This window comes from Lancefieldella sp. (genome assembly GCF_057237245.1).
Genome location: NZ_DBHHJM010000006.1, coordinates 67,341 through 84,155 on the forward strand (window position 1 = coordinate 67,341; position 16,815 = coordinate 84,155).

Consider the following 16,815-nt stretch of genomic DNA (forward strand, 5'->3'; position numbering starts at 1 on the left):
TTGGGAGATGAATGACATGCGTGCCATGATTGTTGATGACGAGGCTCCAGCCCGTTCTGAACTCAAGTTCTTGCTTGAGGAGACCGGACGTCTCGAGGAAATTATTGAGGCCACAAGTGCAAGGGATGCTGTCGAGAAACTCATGGAGTCTCGCGTTGAGGTCTTGTTCCTGGATATCTCTATGCCTAAGACAAATGGAATGCAGCTTGCAGAGGCTCTTCACAAGTTGAAGAACCCTCCTCAGATTGTGTTTGTCACTGCATATAGCGAGTACGCACTAGACGCCTTTGGCGTTAATGCCGTTGATTACCTGATGAAGCCCGTTGAGACCGAGCGCCTTGAGCAGGCCCTTGATAAGGTTGAAGAGCGTCTGCGTCCTCAGTCTCCTATGGCAACTATTGAGCGTATTCCTGTCATTAAGAGCGGCAGCAAAGTTCTTGTTCCTATTGATCAGATTCGCTTCATTGAGGCAAAAGACGATTATTCTTGCATCTACACAGAAGACGATCGCTTCTTGTCTACTATTTCTCTGCAAAAACTTGAAGAGCGCCTTGCTCCGCACGGATTCTTCCGCATTCATCGTAGCTTTATCGTGAATCTTGAGTATGTTGACGATGTTGAGGTTATCTCTGCTGGTATCCTACAGTTGACTATTCAGGGATTTGAGGAGCGTCACATTTCGGTTTCTCGCCGTCGTGTGGTTGCACTCAAGCGAGCACTGGGACTGTAGAAGCTCAAAGGGTTTCTCGCCAGAGGCTTAAAAGCGCACGTAGGAGTTTGGTATGGCACTGGTAAGGTTTGATGTAATTTCAGATACGCATGGGTATTTGTCATCTGAGTTGCTTGAAGCTCTGCAGGGCGCCAACTACATTGTGCATGCGGGAGATATCACTTCAAACGCTGATTATCAGACACTCCAGAAGATTGCTCCGGTAAAGCTCTGCCTGGGCAATAATGACTTTTGCTACAACTATGGCCCCATGGTAAAGAAAAAGATTATTTTCTTTGCGGCCGGTTTAAAGTGGCAGGTATGCCATTATCGCGAGAGGCTTGACCTGGTTAAATGCAACATTGCTATCTGTGGTCACACGCATAAGCCTTTTGTACAGCGCGACGAGTGGACCAACACGCTTGTAATGAATCCAGGAAGTCCTACGTATCCTCGCGGTCGCGAGGGCGCAACTATGGGACGCATTATTGTTGATGAAGAATCGGCCCAGGTGGTCAGCGCAGAGATTATTAGTCTGTCTTCGCTTGAGGTACTTTCTTCTTGTAAATAAGCGATGGAATCATCAGCTTGGTAAAAAGCACTAGCCATACAAGGGCAAGCGAGAAACCACCAATGACGTCGGTAGCGTAGTGCACACCCAGATAAATTCTACTGACGCCAATCATAATGATGACACCTGAGAACAGGCCACACCAAATCCAACGCTGTAGCTTGTCTTTCTCGTAATGCCAGACAAGCCAAATGAGTAGGCCATAAAAAGCCATCGAGAACATCGAGTGGCCCGACGGGAAGCTGTAGCCAGTTTCAACAACCAGTCTAAAGCCATCTGGGCGTGGACGTTGGACAATTGCCTTAAAGATAAGGTCTACAACAACAACACCGCCAAGGTTAATAGAGGCGAGCCTGCCAACACTTGGTCCTGGCGCAAACGCGGCAACCACAATAAGCATGACAATAACGGTGACAGGACTTGCAAGTCCAGAGAACCCTTCCATTATCTCAGTGAGAAGGGGAGTTCTCAGGTGGACAACAAAGAGCCTGTAGGCAAAGTGATCAATGCCGATGACGTCACCTTCAGAAACGTCAATCAGCAGAAAAATAAAAATTGCTGAAGAGACAAGCAGAATGATGGTAGAAAGGCTAGAACGTAGACGCTGTAGAAAGAGGCGCTTACGAACTCCTTTTAAAAGTCCTGTCTGTTGGGCATCAAGGCTTTTATCGGCCATTAGTTCTCCTTGTAATAAAAAGGCGGCACGCCGATAGACGTACCGCCGCTTAGTTCAATGATAAGCCAGCGCAGCCGCGTGGCACACAAGAACTTACAGGTTAGCGTTGAGCTCAGAAACGAGGTCAGCCTTAGGAAGGTTGCCAACCATGGTGTGAACAGGCTCACCGTTCTTGAAGAGGATGAGGGTTGGGATAGAGACAATGCGGAAACGAGTTGCAAGATCTGCCTCGTCATCAACGTTTACCTTGTAAACGTCAAGCTTGTCTGCCATCTCATTGCCAACTTCCTCAACAACTGGACCAAGAGCACGGCAAGGACCGCACCAAGATGCCCAGAAATCAACAAGAACAGGCTTGTCTGCGTTTGCAAGAACAGAATCGAACTCTGCAGTAGTAAGCTGCTGTGCCATAACGAACCTCCAGTTACACACGGCCTTTAGGCCATTTAATTTCAAGCACTTAGCAAACTTATCCCCAAATTAGAAAAGTGTATACACATAACTTTATAGACTTGCTCAAATTGTGAATTACGTGCATAGTTGGCATATAAGAAAGAGGTGCGCATGCCAAGCGAAAGATCTATGCGAAAAGAAGCCTACATGGCAAAAACAACGCACGAGTTTGGAGATTTTGCTGCTCAGGGGGTGTGTATGGCAGGCAATGCTTTTGCATCGGTTTTGTTAGTAAAAGGGCAAGAAGACTTTGGAGAAGAAGAGCTTTCTGCACTTAAAGCTTCTTTAGAGCATTTAGGCTATGCACCTGAGGCATGGGCTATCTTACTTACCACAACAAAAACAGGCGATCCCATAAATCCAGAGCTCGTTAGGCAGGCGATAAGTGCTTTTAGTCCTGACGCGGTGCTCATGGCAAATGATGCAGCAGTTGCATCAGTGCGTGAAGCATACGCAGAAGAGCTTGACCAGCTTAAAACTGATGCCGAGAAGACCTTCTCGCCCCGTGTTCTTGTTCATGTATGTGGAATGCGCGTGGTTAATCTTGATAACTTTGCCGGTGCGCTTGATGACCCTCATCAGAAGCAGATGCGCTGGGCTGCAATTAAACAGGTTCCACCTTTGGGAGAACCCTATTAGTAATGATTTGTCGTATTTTTTACGAAAAACGACATTGTGGCGTTTCATGAGCGTTGCTCAGATTATCCTTGAGGTAGTCAAAAGAAGGAGACTGGTATGGCATCACCTACAGCACCAAGCATTTTGCCTACTGACGCAACACAGACTAGAGCTTGGCAGGCACTTACAGAGCATTACACCAGCTTAAAAGATACTAAGGCTACGCTGAAGAAATGGTTTGCAGAGGACCCACAGCGCGCCAAGAATCTTACGTTCGAGCTAGACCAGTTCCATATCGATCTTTCTAAAAACCTTGCCACGCAAGAGACGCTTGATCTTCTGTGTGACCTTGCTAAAGAGGTCAAGCTTGAAGAGCGTAGAGACGCTATGTATGCCGGCATGCATATCAACACTACTGAAGACCGAGCAGTTCTCCACACGGCACTTCGTCGTCCCGCAACTGAGGCCGGCACGCTTATTGTTGACGGACAAGATGTTGTCGCCGATGTTCACCAGACTTTGAACAAGATGTATGCCTTCTGTGACCGAGTTCGCTCGGGAGAGTGGAAGGGTGTTTCTGGCAAGCCTATCAAGACTGTTGTAAGTATTGGTATTGGTGGTTCTGACCTTGGTCCTGTTATGGTTTACGAGGCCCTAAAGCCTTTTGCAGACGCCGGTATTACTGCTCGCTTTGTCTCCAACATTGACCCTGTTGACCTTGGCGAGAAAACCGAGGATCTTGATCCAGAAACAACACTCTTCGTTATTGTTTCCAAGACCTTTACTACGCTTGAGACTCTTACCAATGCCCGTTGTGCTCGCACATGGCTTTTGGAAAAGCTTGCTGAGCAGGGCGTTATTGATGGCTCTGATTCTCAGAATGCAGAGGCTATTCGCAAGCATTTTGTTGCTGTCTCCACTGCACTTGATCTGGTAGAAGACTTTGGCATTGACCCAAAGAATGCCTTTGGTTTCTGGAACTGGGTTGGCGGCCGTTATTCGGTTGATTCTGCAGTTGGTCTGGTGCTGGCTATCGTTTTTGGTCCACAGCGCTTTGCAGAATTCCTCAGTGGCTTTAATACAGTTGATGAATACTTCAAGAACACTCCATTGAGGCAAAATGTTGTTGCTCTCATGGGTCTCTTAAACGTTTGGTACGTTAATTTCTTTGGCGCAGCATCTCACGCCGTTCTTCCATATAGTCAGCACCTGCATAGATTCCCTGCATATCTCCAGCAGCTCACCATGGAATCCAACGGTAAGTCTACTCGTTGGGATGGTACGGCGGTTACTTCAAAGACAGGCGAAATCTTCTGGGGAGAGGCTGGAACTAATGGTCAACATGCGTTCTACCAGCTTATCCATCAGGGAACCCAGATTATTCCTGCTGACTTTATTGCGTTTGTAAATACTGCCTTTGCCACCAAAGATGCAGACCTAGACGTCCATGAACTCTTCCTCTCCAATTTCTTTGCGCAGACTAAAGCGCTTGCTTTTGGTAAGACTGCTGATGAGGTCCGTGCTGAGGGAACACCAGAGTGGATGGTTTCTGCACGCGTCTTTGAAGGAAATAGGCCAACTACTTCTATCTTTGGTAAAGAGCTTAATCCTCGTGCTATTGGTACGCTTATTGCACTCTACGAGCACATTACCTTTGTTGAAGGTGTTGTGTGGGGCATTGATTCCTTTGATCAGTGGGGCGTAGAGCTTGGTAAACAGCTTGCAAAGCAGATTTTCCCTGCAATTCATAACGACGAAGAACTAGCAAAACAAGACGCTTCCACTCAGTCTCTTGTTGATTTCTATCGCAGAAACAGAACATAACACGTTACATAACATAAAATTATTTTTTTATTTCATGTTAAGAAGGTCATCTTGTATGGCCTTCTTTCTTACTTTTAGAAATGTATTTCGAGGAGTGCTGAGCGGACATTTCTTTATCTAATATATGCAATATTGCTACTTTTATGTTCATATATGCAAAAAATTTCTGCATATTTATTTATCCTGTTAGAACGCCTGTTCATCTAAAAGAAACTGAATCAATTGAATTTTTTAAATAAAATTTAAAAAAATAATACATCAAGAATATTAAAAATTTGCGAATGCCAATAGCGCATGTATACCTTTGTGTTATAACGGCTAGGCAAGTGACACTTGGCTTGGAATGTAAGTTTTGATGCATAGCAATTTACATAACAGGCTGGAAATTTTGTATTGGCGTAGTACGGCTGTTAATACAGGCGAAGTACAGCCACAGTGGTGATGTCTGGAATGGAGCAGTAATGAAGTACCTTTTGCTCGTAAGTCATGGAACGTTTGCACCAGGTCTGCATAGCGTAATGGACATGCTGATGGGACCCAGAGAAAACATCTTGAGCTACAGCATGGAAGATGGCGTGGGAGCAGCTGAATATAGAGAGAATTTGTCAAAAATTCTTGAGCCACTTACTGCTGACGACGAGGTTGTTGTTCTTGGTGACATTATCGGTGGTTCTCCACTTACTAATGCACTTGATCTTCTCGCCAAAAAAGGCCTGCTTTCCCATACCGTGGCTTTTAGTGGTGCCAATCTTCCCATGGTAATTGGTGCTTTGATGGCTATCGATGATGGCCTAAGTGGTGAGGCTCTTGTGTCATCAATCCTGAACGAAGGAAAAAATGGCGTTAATCAGATCGTCTTAGCTCTTGAAGACGATGACGAGGAAGACCTTTAGTAATTACTGCAAGTACGCGTAGCTGCTTGCGTAAGAAATATGTTAGGAGAAAACATGATTTCATTTGTTCGTGTTGATGACCGCATGATTCATGGTCAGACAGTCACTCGTTGGGCCCTTGAGGTTCCTTGTGACGGAATCATTGCAGTTAATGATGCGGCTGCATCAAATCCTGTCCTTAAGTCTGCTTACAAGTCAGCAGCACCTGACAAGAAAGTATTTGTTTGGACATTTGATCACTTCAAAGAGAGCGCTCAGAAGGTTCTAGACAGCGATTCTCGTTATTTTCTTATTACTAAAAACCCAGTCGACATGAAGAAAATTCTTGTTGACTTTGGTTTTAAGCCAGGAATTAACACGGTCATTATCGGTCCTGGTAATGACCGTCCTGGTGCGGTAAAGCTGGGCAACAACCAGTCCTTTACTCAAGAAGAGGGACAGGCATTTGAGGATATAACCAAAGCTGGTTATACCGTTCAATTTGCTCTTCTTAAAGAAAAGGCAATTGGTGAGTGGCCTAAATTCCGCGAGAAGTTTGACGTAAAGTAGTATTCGGAAGGCGATTTTTATGGCAATTAATGCGTTTCAAGCTGCCCTTTTGGGTTTGTTTGCATGCCTTGCGTCACTACCTGGCATGGCTGGTACTACCGTAGGTAACTATACCCTCGGTCGTCCACTTGTTGCAGGTCTTGTCGTTGGTGTCATTCTTGGCGACGTCCAGACTGGCATTATTGTTGGTGCAGCAATCCAGTTGGTCTACATTGCACTCGTAACACCTGGCGGAACTGTTTCCGCTGACGTTCGTGCAGTTTCCTACATTGGTATTCCTCTAGCAATTCTTGCAATCAAGGCTTATGGTCTTGATCCAAGCTCTGTTGAGGCTGCATCTCAGGCAGCTGCTATTGGCGCAGCTGTTGGTACTCTTGGTACCGTCTTGTTCTACGGCACCGCTACCATGAACCTTGTATGGCAGGGTATTGGCTGGCGTGCAATGGAGAGCAAAGAGTGGGGTCGTATTAAGAAGACCATTCCAATGGTTGACTTTGTATTCCCTTGGGTTTCTCACATTCTTTTCTCGTTCATTCCAACATTCTTCATTTGCATGGCTGGCGAGAGCATGGTTGGCATCATGAAGGAATACCTTCCTATGAACGGTATCCCAATGATGACCCTCTTCACCGTTGGTACCCTTCTTCCTACCGTTGGTGTTGCAATTTTGTGCAAGCAGGTTATTACCAAGCCTCTTGATTGGGTAACTTTTGCCTTTGGCTTTATCCTTGCTGGCGCACTTGGCCTGAACCTCATTGTCTCTGCAGTCGTAGCAGTCTTCTTTGCTGTTCTTAACTATCAGCTTCAGCAGGCAAAGAATGTTCGTTTGGCTGCTGCAGCATCAGGCAATGTAAGCGCAGACGATGAAGAAGAGGAGGATATTTAATCATGGCTGAAAAGAAAACCATTTCTCAGAAAGCACGTAATAAGTCTTTCTTGAGCTGGATTTACGGCAATCTTACCTGCTTCTCTCAGGAGCACATGCAGACATTTGGTTACCTTGCATCCATGCTTCCAATCGTTGACGAGCTTTACGATACTGATGACCAAAAGGTTGAGGCACTTTCTACCTATACAACCTTCTTTAATACCGAGCCACAGATTGGTTCTATGGTTGTTGGCTTGACCGCTTCTCTTGAAGAGGCTCGCGCAAATGGCGAGGCAATCGACGACGAGACCATCAATGGTCTTCGCGCTGGTCTTATGGGCCCTCTTGCTGGTCTTGGTGACTCCATTATCGTTGGTACTTTTATTCCAATTCTTCTTGGAATTGCACTTGGCCTTTCTAAGGGCGGCTCCGTTCTTGGCCCACTGTTCTATGTTGTGGTCTGGAACCTCATTATGTACTTCGGCATGAAGTTTGCTTACGATCAGGGCTATAGCCTGGGCTCTTCTGCTGTTGAGGCACTTGTTGGTCCTGAGTCCGAGGCTCTCCGTAGCTCCATTGTTATGATTGGCACTATGGTCATTGGCTCTGTTGCTGCTACATGGATTAACGTCACAACTTCTCTGAATATTGCTGGTGTTGACATTCAGACAACACTTAATGGCATCTTCCCTAAGGTATTGAACCTTCTGTTTGTATACCTTTGCTGGTGGTTGATGACTAAGAAGAAGCTCAGCCCAACTGTTGTTATGCTGATTCTTGTTGTTGTAGCACTTGTTGGCGTTGTTATTGGCGTCTTCAACCCAGGTCTGTCTTACTAATTTTTTGCGCAAAATCCTGTCTGGCGCAGAAAAGACAAACGTAATAAAGTGGCATCGTCATACGGCGATGCCACTTTTGATTGAGAGTTTTTATGAGCAAGAAAAACTATGTAGGAGCAGCTTCTCATTCACACGAGGATAACCCTTTGGTTGTCGAGGCTCGTTTGCAGACAAAAGCCCTTGGAACACTAAGCGTTTATAGAAGAGCCGCTTATTCTGGCATCGCAATTGGAGCATGGCTTATATATCTCAGCGTGTACGGGAGTCTCTCTACAAGTTCTATGGCAACGGCTGTGCTCGTGGGCGGCATAGTTCTTCTCGTCATATCTGTTCCTATAGCTGGAATTTTGCATGTAGGTATCTCAAGAGGAAAAAAGAACGTCGAGAAGATCATCAAAGCAATTGAAAAAAATTCATCAAAAAATGTATAGAAGCGATACGATCTGTGCAAAGATTTCTCTAATAGGGTAGAGTATCTACAGCGCATTGAGCGGGTGCGGATGACGTGACACCTCGAACCTGGTCAGGGTCGGGAGACAGCAGCCATAAGGGGTCACTCGCGGGCATCCGTTCCCACTCAATGCGCTTTTCTTAGGCGTTGACTATGCTTGCCGCGACATTTGTCACGACGATTGGATTTCGATGGGTTTTGTAAACTACATCATTGAGCTGCTTAGAGATCCTCGCGCATTTATTGCTTCAATGATTGCCACAGGCCCTCTTGCTGCGTACGGCTTTGTTTTTCTGATTGTTTTTATTGAGACCGGCGTAGTCTTTTTCCCATTTTTACCAGGTGATTCTCTGCTTTTTGCAGCAGGATTTTTTGCCCATAACGGCGGCTTTAATATTGTTGTACTGCTTGTTATTACGTGGGCTGCTGCAATTCTTGGCGATCAGATGAACTTTATGATTGGTCATTTCTTTGGTCAAAAAATTATTGCTTCTGGAAAGGTCAAGGCACTTACTCCAGAGCATCTTGAGAAGACTCAGAAGTTTCTGAATAAACACGGTCATCTTGCAATTTTCTTAGGTCGCTTCTTCCCCTTTATCCGCACGTTCGTTCCTTTTATTGCTGGTATGGGCGGTATGCACTGGCGCAACTTTGGTATCTATAACATCTTGGGTGGTCTAACCTGGTCCACGATGTTTGTACTTCTCGGCTATTTCTTTGGCGGCATTCCTGTAGTTCAGGAGCATTTTGAGCTGCTGATTGTGGGAATTGTTGCGGTCTCGATCATCCCTACAATTGTGGGAATTGTTCGTGGACGCATGCATAAGGGCGAGAAGAACGACGAAGAAGCCACAGATAAGGAAGAAGATAAGGTGCAGTAACAAGCCTTTGTACTTCTCGTAATTTGATGATAGAAATCCCGTCAGGAAAGACTCGGCCTGACGGGATTATTTTTACTCTTTGGAGAGCTGATACGTATCAGTAAAGGTAACTGTCTGACCATTTTCTGTGTAAGTGGAAACAAGCTGAGCCACAACGCTCCTATTGGCAGTATCAAAAGTGACCTTCAATTGTGGCTTCTGAGGTGTAGTGAGAGCTGCATTAGAAGCAGAATGGGCATCCAGGTTTGCATTGGTTACATCGACCGTTCCAGAAACCTGGATTTGTTCTCCGATTGTTCCTGAAGTTGCAAGAGAGACAGAAGCGTTTTTGAACTCAGCATCACCGGGATACCAACGATACGAGGTGTTGAGTGCTCCATGGTTGTGCACAACACCCCCTGCGGTTGCCGTAAGCACGAGCTGATCACGAGAAAAACCTGCAGACGTTACGGTCAGCGTTAAAGGATTAGTTCTGCCAGCGTAACAAGGACTGCCGCTACTGGCTTCACAGCTAACAAAGGTGCCCTTCCACGTTCCCACCAGTCCGTTGTAGTCGTACTTAAGTCCTGCCGAGGGACTGACTGTGTCTAGCGACCAGGTGCCCGTAGAGGCATCAAACGTAAATGAAGCCGTAATATCGCAGGTGAGCGAGCCATAGAAGGTTGGTGAAACACCTGACATTCTTACCCAGCAAGTCTGCTGTTCACGATCAAAGCCTGCATCAAGAACAGTAAACGTTGCACCAGAGAACTGCGAGCTATAAGAAATAGCTTCGTTTGGATTTTTTTCATCAAGCTTGGCTAGTACATCGCCGATGGCATCAAGGACTTTTGTTGTGGAAACACCTGAAGTTGCCTGGTAGGAGACAGATTGGGTCTCTTCGTCACCAATAGCGTTCCAACCCTGGGTATTTGCGTATCCTAACTTGGAAATCTTTGTGGCAGCAATTGCGTTACCCGTGTAGGTAAGGCGTACGACAGAGTTGGCGTAGCCTGTGGCGCCAAACTGAGCAGCATCGCTGGAGATTGCCGTGGTACTTCTGGTGCGAGAAACAACTTCAATGCCCGTAAGGAGTAAGGACTCATCAGCGTCATACTCGCCCGGAGTCCAAGCTGGGGCTTCGGCTCGTGTGCGAGCGTCAGCGATAACAGTATCTGTTGAAGGAACGTTGCTCACGCGAATAAAGAAGACGATAACCGCAGATAAAAGGGCAAGACTTAAGAGTGCAAGAATGCCAGAAAGCAAGCTGTAGCGGCGTACAAACCTAAAAAGCGCACGACGCCTACTGCGAAGATAGCTTGAGAACGTATCAGCAACATCTTTTATAGAGGTTGCATCATCGTCGGACGCTGCATCACTCGCGCTAGTAGCGCTTTTGGAAGGAACTTCGGCGGTTTTGGCCTCTGAGTGTTCGTGGGCGCTCTCTTCAAGCTCTTTGAGGCGAGCTTCTACCGCAGAAAGATCTTGCGTTAGAGCTGCATCGTTTACGATTTTCTCCAGGTCAGTTGTGCTGTCTGCATCGTTTTCAGAAGAGTCTTCATCTGAAGCTGAGTCATCCTCGTCCTCTTCGCCGTCTTCGTCTAGACCAGGGAAGATGGGGCTGACAATTTCCATGATGTAGTCTTCATCAGCAGCGGCCATATCGGCAGCAATAGGGTCGGTGACCTCTTCAAGCTCGTCGGTCTTCTCGCCAGCAGTGTCAACTGCCTCAGCAGCCTGGGCATCAAGGGTCTTCTGATCAGAAGAGGTGTCCTTTGCAGCAGGCGTGTTATCTGGTTGTGAAGTTTTGTTCTTAGAAGTCATAGCGCCTCATTACCGTATGAACCTGCTGTAATTTTCTCACAATTATGTAACTTGTGTACCCTCATCCTGTGCAGATAGGGAGGTATCGGTTTAAAAACCGCCTAGTGGTGGTACACTTCTTTAGTTGAATTCTCACCTCGCAAGCAGCTTTGCAACAGTTTGGCCGCATGTCAATGAGCCAAGCGCGCACGAGGCACTTATCTTAGGAGCAAGAATGCGTGACAAGCTAGAAAAAATCGTCAAGGCCTATGCTGAACTTGAGCAAAAGCTTGCAGACCCAGCTGTTGTCTCTGATCCAAAAGAGTATGCTCGTGTGGCAAAAGAGCACTCTAATCAGGCAGATCTTGTTGCTCACGCTAACAAGTACATCACTGCCCTTGATGACATCGAGGCTGCAAAAGAGCTTCTCAACGCTACTTCTGATCCAGAAGAAAAAGAGATGCTGCAGGAAGATATTGCTGCTAATGAAGAGATGCTCCCTCAGCTTGAGGATGAGATCAAGGTCATGCTGATTCCAGGCGATCCAAATGACGAGAAGGACACTATCGTCGAGATTCGCGCTGGTGTTGGCGGCGACGAGGCAGCAATCTTTGCAGGCGACCTCTTCAAAATGTATGAGCGCTTTGCTGAGGCTCGTGGTTGGAAGACAGAGATTCTGTCCAGCTCTCCTTCTGAGGCAGGCGGCTTCAAGACCATTGAGTTCAAGGTCACAGGCGATAAGGTCTATTCAGTTATGAAGTATGAATCCGGTGTTCACCGTGTTCAGCGCGTTCCTAAGACTGAGTCTCAGGGCCGCATTCAGACCTCTACCGCAACCGTTGCAGTTCTCCCAGAGGCTGACGAGATTGATATTCAGATCAACCAGGAAGACCTGCGCATTGATACGTACTGCGCATCCGGCCCTGGTGGTCAGTGCGTTAACACCACCTATTCCGCAGTTCGTATTACTCACCTGCCAACAAATACCGTTGTTCAGTCTCAGGACCAGCGCTCTCAGATTCAGAACCGCGAGGTTTGTATGCAGATGCTTCGTGCCCGTCTTTATGAGATGGAGCTTGAACGTCAGCAAGCTGAGCAGGGCGCAGAGCGTCTTTCCCAGATTGGTCATGGCGCACGTTCCGAGAAGATCCGTACCTATAACCAGCCACAGGACCGCGTAACCGACCACCGCGTTGGCTTTAACGGTACCTACAACGGCGTTCTTCTTGGCGATACGCTGCCATCCGTTATTGAGGCTCTTGCTGCAGCAGAGCGTGCCGAGAAACTCGCTCAGGCTGTTTAAGGTGCAAACTTAATGACAGATGAAGTTTGGACAATCCAAAAAATTTTGACGTGGACTACTCAACACCTGGAAAAGAAGGGTGACGAGCATCCACGTCTTTCTGCAGAATGGCTCCTGTCCGCAGTGACGGGTCTTTCTCGCGTTCAGCTCTACACCAACTTTGACAAGCCACTTTCTGCGGATGAGCGCACTCGCATGCGCGAGGCAATTAAGCGCCGTGCAGAGGGCGAGCCGCTTCAGTACGTGACGGGCGAGATGCCCTTCAGGCACCTGGTACTTACGTGCGAACCGGGCGTACTTATTCCACGACCAGAGACAGAAGTGCTGGTAGACGTTGCGCTCGAAGGCGTTGATGCAGCAACTCCAAACGCTAACGGAGAAGTACGCGTACTTGAGGTTGGCGTTGGAACGGGCTGCATAGCGCTCTCCATTGCCACTGAGCGTCCACAGGCACGCGTCTACGCCACAGATCTTTCTCCTAAGGCAATTGCACTGGCAACTCGCAACAGAGACGCCTTGGACCTCCAGGAGCGTGTGGAGCTCATTGAGTGCGACTTGGTAGAAGGTGTGCCCACAGAGCTTGCACAGTCCTTCTCGGTATTGGTGTCTAATCCGCCTTACATTCCTACAAGCGTGCTTGAGCAGGAAGTTCCTGCCGAGGTCAAGGGCTTTGAGCCTGAGCTGGCGCTTGACGGGGGAGAGGACGGTTTGGACGTCTACAGGAGGTTGCTTGAGGCGGCTCCTCGTATGCTTCTACCTGGAGGAATGCTTTGTGTTGAGCTCTACGAGGGGCACCTGGATAAGGCAGCACACCTTGCTGAGCAGCAGGGAGTGTGGGAGTCCGTTGAGGTCAAAGAAGATCTGACGCACAGGCCGCGCATTCTTGTGGCGCATCTAGCAAAGTAGCACTTCAAACGCCTGGCGAGAAGATCTGTGTAACGCATATCACCGCGCAGCACACAACGCCGCACAGTACACAACACCGTGCAGCACACAACAATGAGTCGAGGGTTTTATGGGTGAGTACATCAAAGTTGATCAGATGAATCCGGATGCATCTGTAGTTTCTTTAGCAGTTGAGGTGGCTCGTCGTGGTGGCGTGCTTATCATGCCAACCGATTCTGTCTATGGCATTGGTGCCGCTGCTACTCCTCAAAACCCAGGTCATAAGCGCATCTTTGAGATTAAGCAGCGTCCTTCAACGCAGACGCTTCCCTGGCTTGTGGGCAGTAAATCTGACTTGCAGAAGTATGCGCACATCACACATGACTGGGCAAATAAGCTGGTAGAAGCCTATTGGCCAGGAGCTCTTACGCTGGTGGTTACCGCATCAGAGAACGTTCCCGATGAATATGTCTTACCAGATAACAGGACCATTGCGCTTCGCATGCCCAACTCGCCGCTCGTGTGCCAGATTGCTAAGCAGCTTGGATCTCCTCTGGCAACTACCAGCGCAAATACGCACGGAGCTCCTTCTGCAGTTGATGGATGTGGTCTTGAGGCAGGCCTTGTTGAGCAAGCGGATCTGACGCTTGATGGAGGTCCAGCACCTCTTGCTATTGCGTCTACCATTGTCGACTGCACAGGTGATGAGCCGCGCATTTTGCGCGAAGGCGCTATTACAACCGAGGATATTCTCGCCACTGCGGGATTTGCAAAATAGATAAAAAATCCTATCCCTTTTATGTGTTTTGGCTGCAGCTTTTGCCTGCATGCGGTACTCTCTATAGGAGTGAATTTTCTGAGGAGGATGCGTATGCGTATTGCAGTTGGTTCCGATCACGCTGGCTTTATCCAGAAAGATCCTATCATTGAGCACATTAAGTCGCTTGGTCACGAGGTTTTGGACTTTGGTCCTGCAAACGACGATCGTGTTGATTATCCTGATTTTGCAGATAAGGTTGCTCGCGCAGTCGCAGCAGGCAAGGCAGATCGCGGTGTTCTGATTTGTGGCACCGGCATTGGCATTGCTATGACTGCTGATAAAGTCCCTGGTATTCGCGCTACTCCTGTTCAGACTGTTCAGTTTGCAGAGCTTGCTCGTGAGCACAATAACGCAAACGTCATTGGCCTTTCTGGTCGATTCACCGATCTTGCTGTCAACGAGGCTATTGTGGACACCTTCCTGAGCACCGAGTTTGCAGGTGGCCGCCACACTGGACGTGTCGAGAAGATCATGCGTGAGGATGACCCTAACTTTAAGGGTGTTGACGCTGAGTAAGTAAACAGCACATAAACGGTGCTGTCTAAGCAATACATACACAAACCTGCACGGAATGTACGTCTAGGATATAGTTGCAGACATTCAAATAAAGCGCAGGTCAAGCTCTTGGAGGGAGCATTATGGCAGATTACGATGAGTCCAGACTTACGGTTGTTGACCACCCACTAGTTCAGCACAAGCTTCACATTCTTCGTGACAAGACAACCACCACTAAGCAGTTCCGTGAGCTTGTCAACGAGCTTGCAATTCTTGAGAGCTATGAGGCCATGCGCGACTTCCCACTTGAGGACGTCGAGGTAGAGACTCCTCTTGAGACCATGACTGCTAAGCGCATTGCTGGTAAGAAGGTTGCTATTATTCCAATTCTTCGCGCTGGCCTTGGTATGGTTGACGGCATTCTTGAGCTGGTTCCATCTGCTCGCGTCGGTCATGTTGGTATGTATCGCGATCCAGAGACCCATCTTCCTCACCAGTATTACTGCAAGTTCCCTGCAGACATCGAGAACCGCACCTGCCTGGTTGTTGATCCAATGCTGGCAACCGGCGGCTCTCTAACTGCTGCTATTCAGTTCCTGCGTGAAGCAGGTGTCAAGGACATTCGTTGCCTGACTATTGTTTCTTGCCCTGAGGGCGTCAAGGCAACTCTGGACTTTGACCCAGAGGTACGCCTCTACACCTGCACCGTTGATCGTCAGCTGAGCCCAAATGCCTACATCCTTCCAGGTCTCGGCGACGCAGGTGACCGCATTTACGGTACCAAGTAAGGAGCTCATCGCCCTTCTCGCAATTTAATATAGTTGCGAATACGTACGTTAGTACTTGATCCAGCGCTCACATAACGTGTGTACTGGATCATTTTTTCAAATCATCACTTTACGAGAAGAAATAACGGTTGGCATATATCAAAAACTTTGCGAATACCAGGGGATATTGATACGACTATTTTTACCTGGACATAACTGTGTTTCTCAAGAAAATAGCAACGTAACAGCAGCTTATTAGTGTTATAGTTGAATGAAACAATAACGGCAGCTAACACGAAATGTGTCAGTAATGTGAGAGTTTGAGCATAAGTCAATTATTTGATTTTGTAATCGTGACTATGCATTCATTTAGTGCTAGTATCGCCGTTCGTCGCAAATATGCACGCCGAGTGGTAGATAATATACTCCAAGTGGCATATTCTTGGCATCTTACATTGCGTTTCAAGTATGCTGAGCAGTGACGGGCAATCTGAAATGGTTGCAGATTGTATGGGGAGGTTGAGACAGAGTGGATGTTCTTGCGCAGTTGCCAGCAGAGATGGCCGAGCTGCTCGAAAGTTTTTTGCCACATGCATTGGTTGGTAACACCACCTTTGGTTTCACGAACTACATTTTCTATTTCTTAATCGCTGCTGTGATTTTTCTGATTGTCTGCTTCAGGTTTAAGAAGAAGCAGGCAGAGAGCATTGTCCCTAAGGGACGCTTTGTTAACGGCGTTGAGTATCTGATTGAGTACATTAGAGATGACGTCTGCAAGGCTTCTCTTGGAGAAACGTGGCGCACACACTTCCCCTTCTTGATCACCATGTTTATGTTCATCTTGATTAATAACATCATTGGTCTTATTCCTGGCGCACACCCAGGTACCGGTACTATTGGTGTAACTGCTGCTCTTGGTCTTTGCTCCCTTGGATACTTTATGTATGTAGGCGCAAAGAAGATGGGTGTTATCGGCTATATCTTGAGCCTTGCACCAAAGGGCGTTAATCCAGTTATTGCAGCAGTTATCTGGGTTATTGAGGTCTTCTCAACATTCCTTCGTCTGGTTACTCTGGCTGTCCGTCTGTTCTGCAACATGTATGCAGGTCACATCGTCATGGGTACGTTTGCAATTCTTGCATCTATGTACTTTATGCCAGCAATTGAGAACTTCTCTGCATCAACAGCTGCTCAGGCAGGATTTTCGATTTTCTGGGTTTTGCTGTTGATTATCATTTATTTAGTAGAAACTATTGTTGCCTTCATTCAGGCATACGTTTTTACCCTACTCTCTACTGTCTACATCCAGCTGGTAGAGTCTGAACACTAAGCAAAACGCTTAGTTGGTGGCATTGCCACACTGTGGTGCCAAACGGCACAAAAGATGAAGTCATCTGAGCCCACGCTCAGTTGATGATAGGTATGTATATT

The 16,815-nt window shown here is 47.3% G+C and carries 19 protein-coding genes and 1 other RNA gene; 17 read left to right on the top strand and 3 right to left on the bottom strand.

Translation table 11 applies throughout. The annotated features are described in order from the left end of the window. Positions 1-16 precede the first annotated feature (16 nt). Both ACO5GU_RS05690 and ACO5GU_RS05695 read left to right on the top strand, forming a co-directional pair. Positions 17-730 (top strand): LytR/AlgR family response regulator transcription factor, encoded by a 714-nt coding sequence (locus ACO5GU_RS05690; protein WP_035431453.1) that lies wholly within the window; start codon positions 17-19, stop codon positions 728-730. A 52-nt stretch (positions 731-782) separates the two neighbouring features. Next, entirely contained in the window at positions 783-1,280 is a 498-nt protein-coding gene (locus ACO5GU_RS05695; protein WP_313994529.1) for a metallophosphoesterase family protein, read from the top strand. Here the strand turns inward: ACO5GU_RS05695 and ACO5GU_RS05700 are convergent. Together ACO5GU_RS05700 and trxA are read right to left on the bottom strand one after the other, a co-directional pair. Next, the gene (locus ACO5GU_RS05700; protein WP_484930396.1) at positions 1,240-1,956 is read right to left on the bottom strand and encodes a phosphatase PAP2 family protein; all 717 of its coding nucleotides are present in this window, start codon (positions 1,954-1,956) and stop codon (positions 1,240-1,242) included. The genes ACO5GU_RS05695 and ACO5GU_RS05700 overlap by 41 nt on opposite strands. A gap of 93 nt (positions 1,957-2,049) precedes the next feature. Then, positions 2,050-2,367, bottom strand: a complete 318-nt coding sequence (gene trxA / locus ACO5GU_RS05705) for a thioredoxin (protein ID WP_012809400.1) — start codon at positions 2,365-2,367, stop codon at positions 2,050-2,052. Between the two features lie 189 nt (positions 2,368-2,556). Here trxA and ACO5GU_RS05710 point away from each other — a divergent pair, with 189 nt between their 5' ends. From ACO5GU_RS05710 to ACO5GU_RS05750, 9 genes are all read left to right on the top strand, one after another. Beyond that, positions 2,557-3,048 carry a hypothetical protein gene (locus tag ACO5GU_RS05710; RefSeq protein WP_484930397.1) on the top strand — a complete coding sequence of 164 codons (492 nt, stop codon included), beginning with the start codon at positions 2,557-2,559 and terminating at the stop codon, positions 3,046-3,048. 96 nt (positions 3,049-3,144) lie between these two features. Beyond that, positions 3,145-4,851, top strand: coding sequence for a glucose-6-phosphate isomerase (gene pgi / locus ACO5GU_RS05715; protein ID WP_484930398.1), 1,707 nt, complete (start codon positions 3,145-3,147; stop codon positions 4,849-4,851). Positions 4,852-5,312: 461 nt separating this feature from the next. Next, positions 5,313-5,744, top strand: coding sequence for a PTS sugar transporter subunit IIA (locus tag ACO5GU_RS05720; RefSeq protein ID WP_035427200.1), 432 nt, complete (start codon positions 5,313-5,315; stop codon positions 5,742-5,744). Between the two features lie 54 nt (positions 5,745-5,798). Then, positions 5,799-6,293 carry a PTS sugar transporter subunit IIB gene (locus ACO5GU_RS05725; RefSeq protein ID WP_035427201.1) on the top strand — a complete coding sequence of 165 codons (495 nt, stop codon included), beginning with the start codon at positions 5,799-5,801 and terminating at the stop codon, positions 6,291-6,293. A gap of 19 nt (positions 6,294-6,312) precedes the next feature. Continuing rightward, positions 6,313-7,179, top strand: a complete 867-nt coding sequence (locus ACO5GU_RS05730) for a PTS mannose/fructose/sorbose/N-acetylgalactosamine transporter subunit IIC (RefSeq protein ID WP_484814973.1) — start codon at positions 6,313-6,315, stop codon at positions 7,177-7,179. A gap of 2 nt (positions 7,180-7,181) precedes the next feature. Continuing rightward, on the top strand, positions 7,182-8,000 hold the full coding sequence (locus ACO5GU_RS05735) for a PTS system mannose/fructose/sorbose family transporter subunit IID (RefSeq protein ID WP_035427204.1): 819 nt from the start codon (positions 7,182-7,184) through the stop codon (positions 7,998-8,000). Between the two features lie 92 nt (positions 8,001-8,092). Beyond that, on the top strand, positions 8,093-8,431 hold the full coding sequence (locus ACO5GU_RS05740; RefSeq protein WP_484930399.1) for a hypothetical protein: 339 nt from the start codon (positions 8,093-8,095) through the stop codon (positions 8,429-8,431). Positions 8,432-8,487: 56 nt separating this feature from the next. Continuing rightward, positions 8,488-8,583, top strand: an RNA gene (gene ffs / locus ACO5GU_RS05745) — signal recognition particle sRNA small type. 59 nt (positions 8,584-8,642) lie between these two features. Further along, complete coding sequence (locus tag ACO5GU_RS05750; RefSeq protein ID WP_484810087.1) at positions 8,643-9,332, top strand: VTT domain-containing protein; 690 nt, start codon at positions 8,643-8,645, stop codon at positions 9,330-9,332. 72 nt (positions 9,333-9,404) lie between these two features. Here the strand turns inward: ACO5GU_RS05750 and ACO5GU_RS05755 are convergent, their stop codons facing one another. Next, positions 9,405-11,135: a hypothetical protein gene (locus ACO5GU_RS05755; RefSeq protein ID WP_484930400.1), complete on the bottom strand. Its 1,731-nt coding sequence runs from the start codon at positions 11,133-11,135 to the stop codon at positions 9,405-9,407. 214 nt (positions 11,136-11,349) lie between these two features. On the opposite strand from ACO5GU_RS05755, the gene prfA reads away from it, so the two are divergent. The 6 genes from prfA (at position 11,350) to atpB (ending at position 16,714) form a co-directional block, all read left to right on the top strand. Next, positions 11,350-12,417, top strand: a complete 1,068-nt coding sequence (prfA, locus tag ACO5GU_RS05760; RefSeq protein WP_484930401.1) for a peptide chain release factor 1 — start codon at positions 11,350-11,352, stop codon at positions 12,415-12,417. Positions 12,418-12,429: 12 nt separating this feature from the next. After that, a complete protein-coding gene (gene prmC, locus ACO5GU_RS05765) occupies positions 12,430-13,323 on the top strand; it encodes a peptide chain release factor N(5)-glutamine methyltransferase (RefSeq protein ID WP_484930402.1) in 894 nt (297 codons plus the stop codon). A gap of 109 nt (positions 13,324-13,432) precedes the next feature. Then, positions 13,433-14,080 (top strand): L-threonylcarbamoyladenylate synthase, encoded by a 648-nt coding sequence (locus ACO5GU_RS05770; RefSeq protein ID WP_484868803.1) that lies wholly within the window; start codon positions 13,433-13,435, stop codon positions 14,078-14,080. A 93-nt stretch (positions 14,081-14,173) separates the two neighbouring features. Beyond that, positions 14,174-14,638 carry a ribose 5-phosphate isomerase B gene (rpiB, locus tag ACO5GU_RS05775; RefSeq protein WP_012809387.1) on the top strand — a complete coding sequence of 155 codons (465 nt, stop codon included), beginning with the start codon at positions 14,174-14,176 and terminating at the stop codon, positions 14,636-14,638. A gap of 122 nt (positions 14,639-14,760) precedes the next feature. After that, a complete protein-coding gene (gene upp / locus ACO5GU_RS05780; RefSeq protein ID WP_035427213.1) occupies positions 14,761-15,405 on the top strand; it encodes a uracil phosphoribosyltransferase in 645 nt (214 codons plus the stop codon). A gap of 508 nt (positions 15,406-15,913) precedes the next feature. Next, entirely contained in the window at positions 15,914-16,714 is an 801-nt protein-coding gene (atpB, locus tag ACO5GU_RS05785) for a F0F1 ATP synthase subunit A (RefSeq protein WP_484820388.1), read from the top strand. Positions 16,715-16,815 lie beyond the last annotated feature (101 nt).

Excerpts from the sequence above, each read along its gene's own strand:
- ACO5GU_RS05690 (WP_035431453.1), top strand. The coding sequence starts at position 17 with ATGCGTGCCATGATTGTTGATGACGAGGCTCCAGCCCGTTCTGAACTC.
- ACO5GU_RS05695 (WP_313994529.1), top strand. The coding sequence starts at position 783 with ATGGCACTGGTAAGGTTTGATGTAATTTCAGATACGCATGGGTATTTG.
- ACO5GU_RS05700 (WP_484930396.1), bottom strand. The coding sequence starts at position 1,956 with ATGGCCGATAAAAGCCTTGATGCCCAACAGACAGGACTTTTAAAAGGA.
- trxA (WP_012809400.1), bottom strand. The coding sequence starts at position 2,367 with ATGGCACAGCAGCTTACTACTGCAGAGTTCGATTCTGTTCTTGCAAAC.
- ACO5GU_RS05710 (WP_484930397.1), top strand. The coding sequence starts at position 2,557 with ATGGCAAAAACAACGCACGAGTTTGGAGATTTTGCTGCTCAGGGGGTG.
- pgi (WP_484930398.1), top strand. The coding sequence starts at position 3,145 with ATGGCATCACCTACAGCACCAAGCATTTTGCCTACTGACGCAACACAG.
- ACO5GU_RS05720 (WP_035427200.1), top strand. The coding sequence starts at position 5,313 with ATGAAGTACCTTTTGCTCGTAAGTCATGGAACGTTTGCACCAGGTCTG.
- ACO5GU_RS05725 (WP_035427201.1), top strand. The coding sequence starts at position 5,799 with ATGATTTCATTTGTTCGTGTTGATGACCGCATGATTCATGGTCAGACA.
- ACO5GU_RS05730 (WP_484814973.1), top strand. The coding sequence starts at position 6,313 with ATGGCAATTAATGCGTTTCAAGCTGCCCTTTTGGGTTTGTTTGCATGC.
- ACO5GU_RS05735 (WP_035427204.1), top strand. The coding sequence starts at position 7,182 with ATGGCTGAAAAGAAAACCATTTCTCAGAAAGCACGTAATAAGTCTTTC.
- ACO5GU_RS05740 (WP_484930399.1), top strand. The coding sequence starts at position 8,093 with ATGAGCAAGAAAAACTATGTAGGAGCAGCTTCTCATTCACACGAGGAT.
- ACO5GU_RS05750 (WP_484810087.1), top strand. The coding sequence starts at position 8,643 with ATGGGTTTTGTAAACTACATCATTGAGCTGCTTAGAGATCCTCGCGCA.
- ACO5GU_RS05755 (WP_484930400.1), bottom strand. The coding sequence starts at position 11,135 with ATGACTTCTAAGAACAAAACTTCACAACCAGATAACACGCCTGCTGCA.
- prfA (WP_484930401.1), top strand. The coding sequence starts at position 11,350 with ATGCGTGACAAGCTAGAAAAAATCGTCAAGGCCTATGCTGAACTTGAG.
- prmC (WP_484930402.1), top strand. The coding sequence starts at position 12,430 with ATGACAGATGAAGTTTGGACAATCCAAAAAATTTTGACGTGGACTACT.
- ACO5GU_RS05770 (WP_484868803.1), top strand. The coding sequence starts at position 13,433 with ATGGGTGAGTACATCAAAGTTGATCAGATGAATCCGGATGCATCTGTA.
- rpiB (WP_012809387.1), top strand. The coding sequence starts at position 14,174 with ATGCGTATTGCAGTTGGTTCCGATCACGCTGGCTTTATCCAGAAAGAT.
- upp (WP_035427213.1), top strand. The coding sequence starts at position 14,761 with ATGGCAGATTACGATGAGTCCAGACTTACGGTTGTTGACCACCCACTA.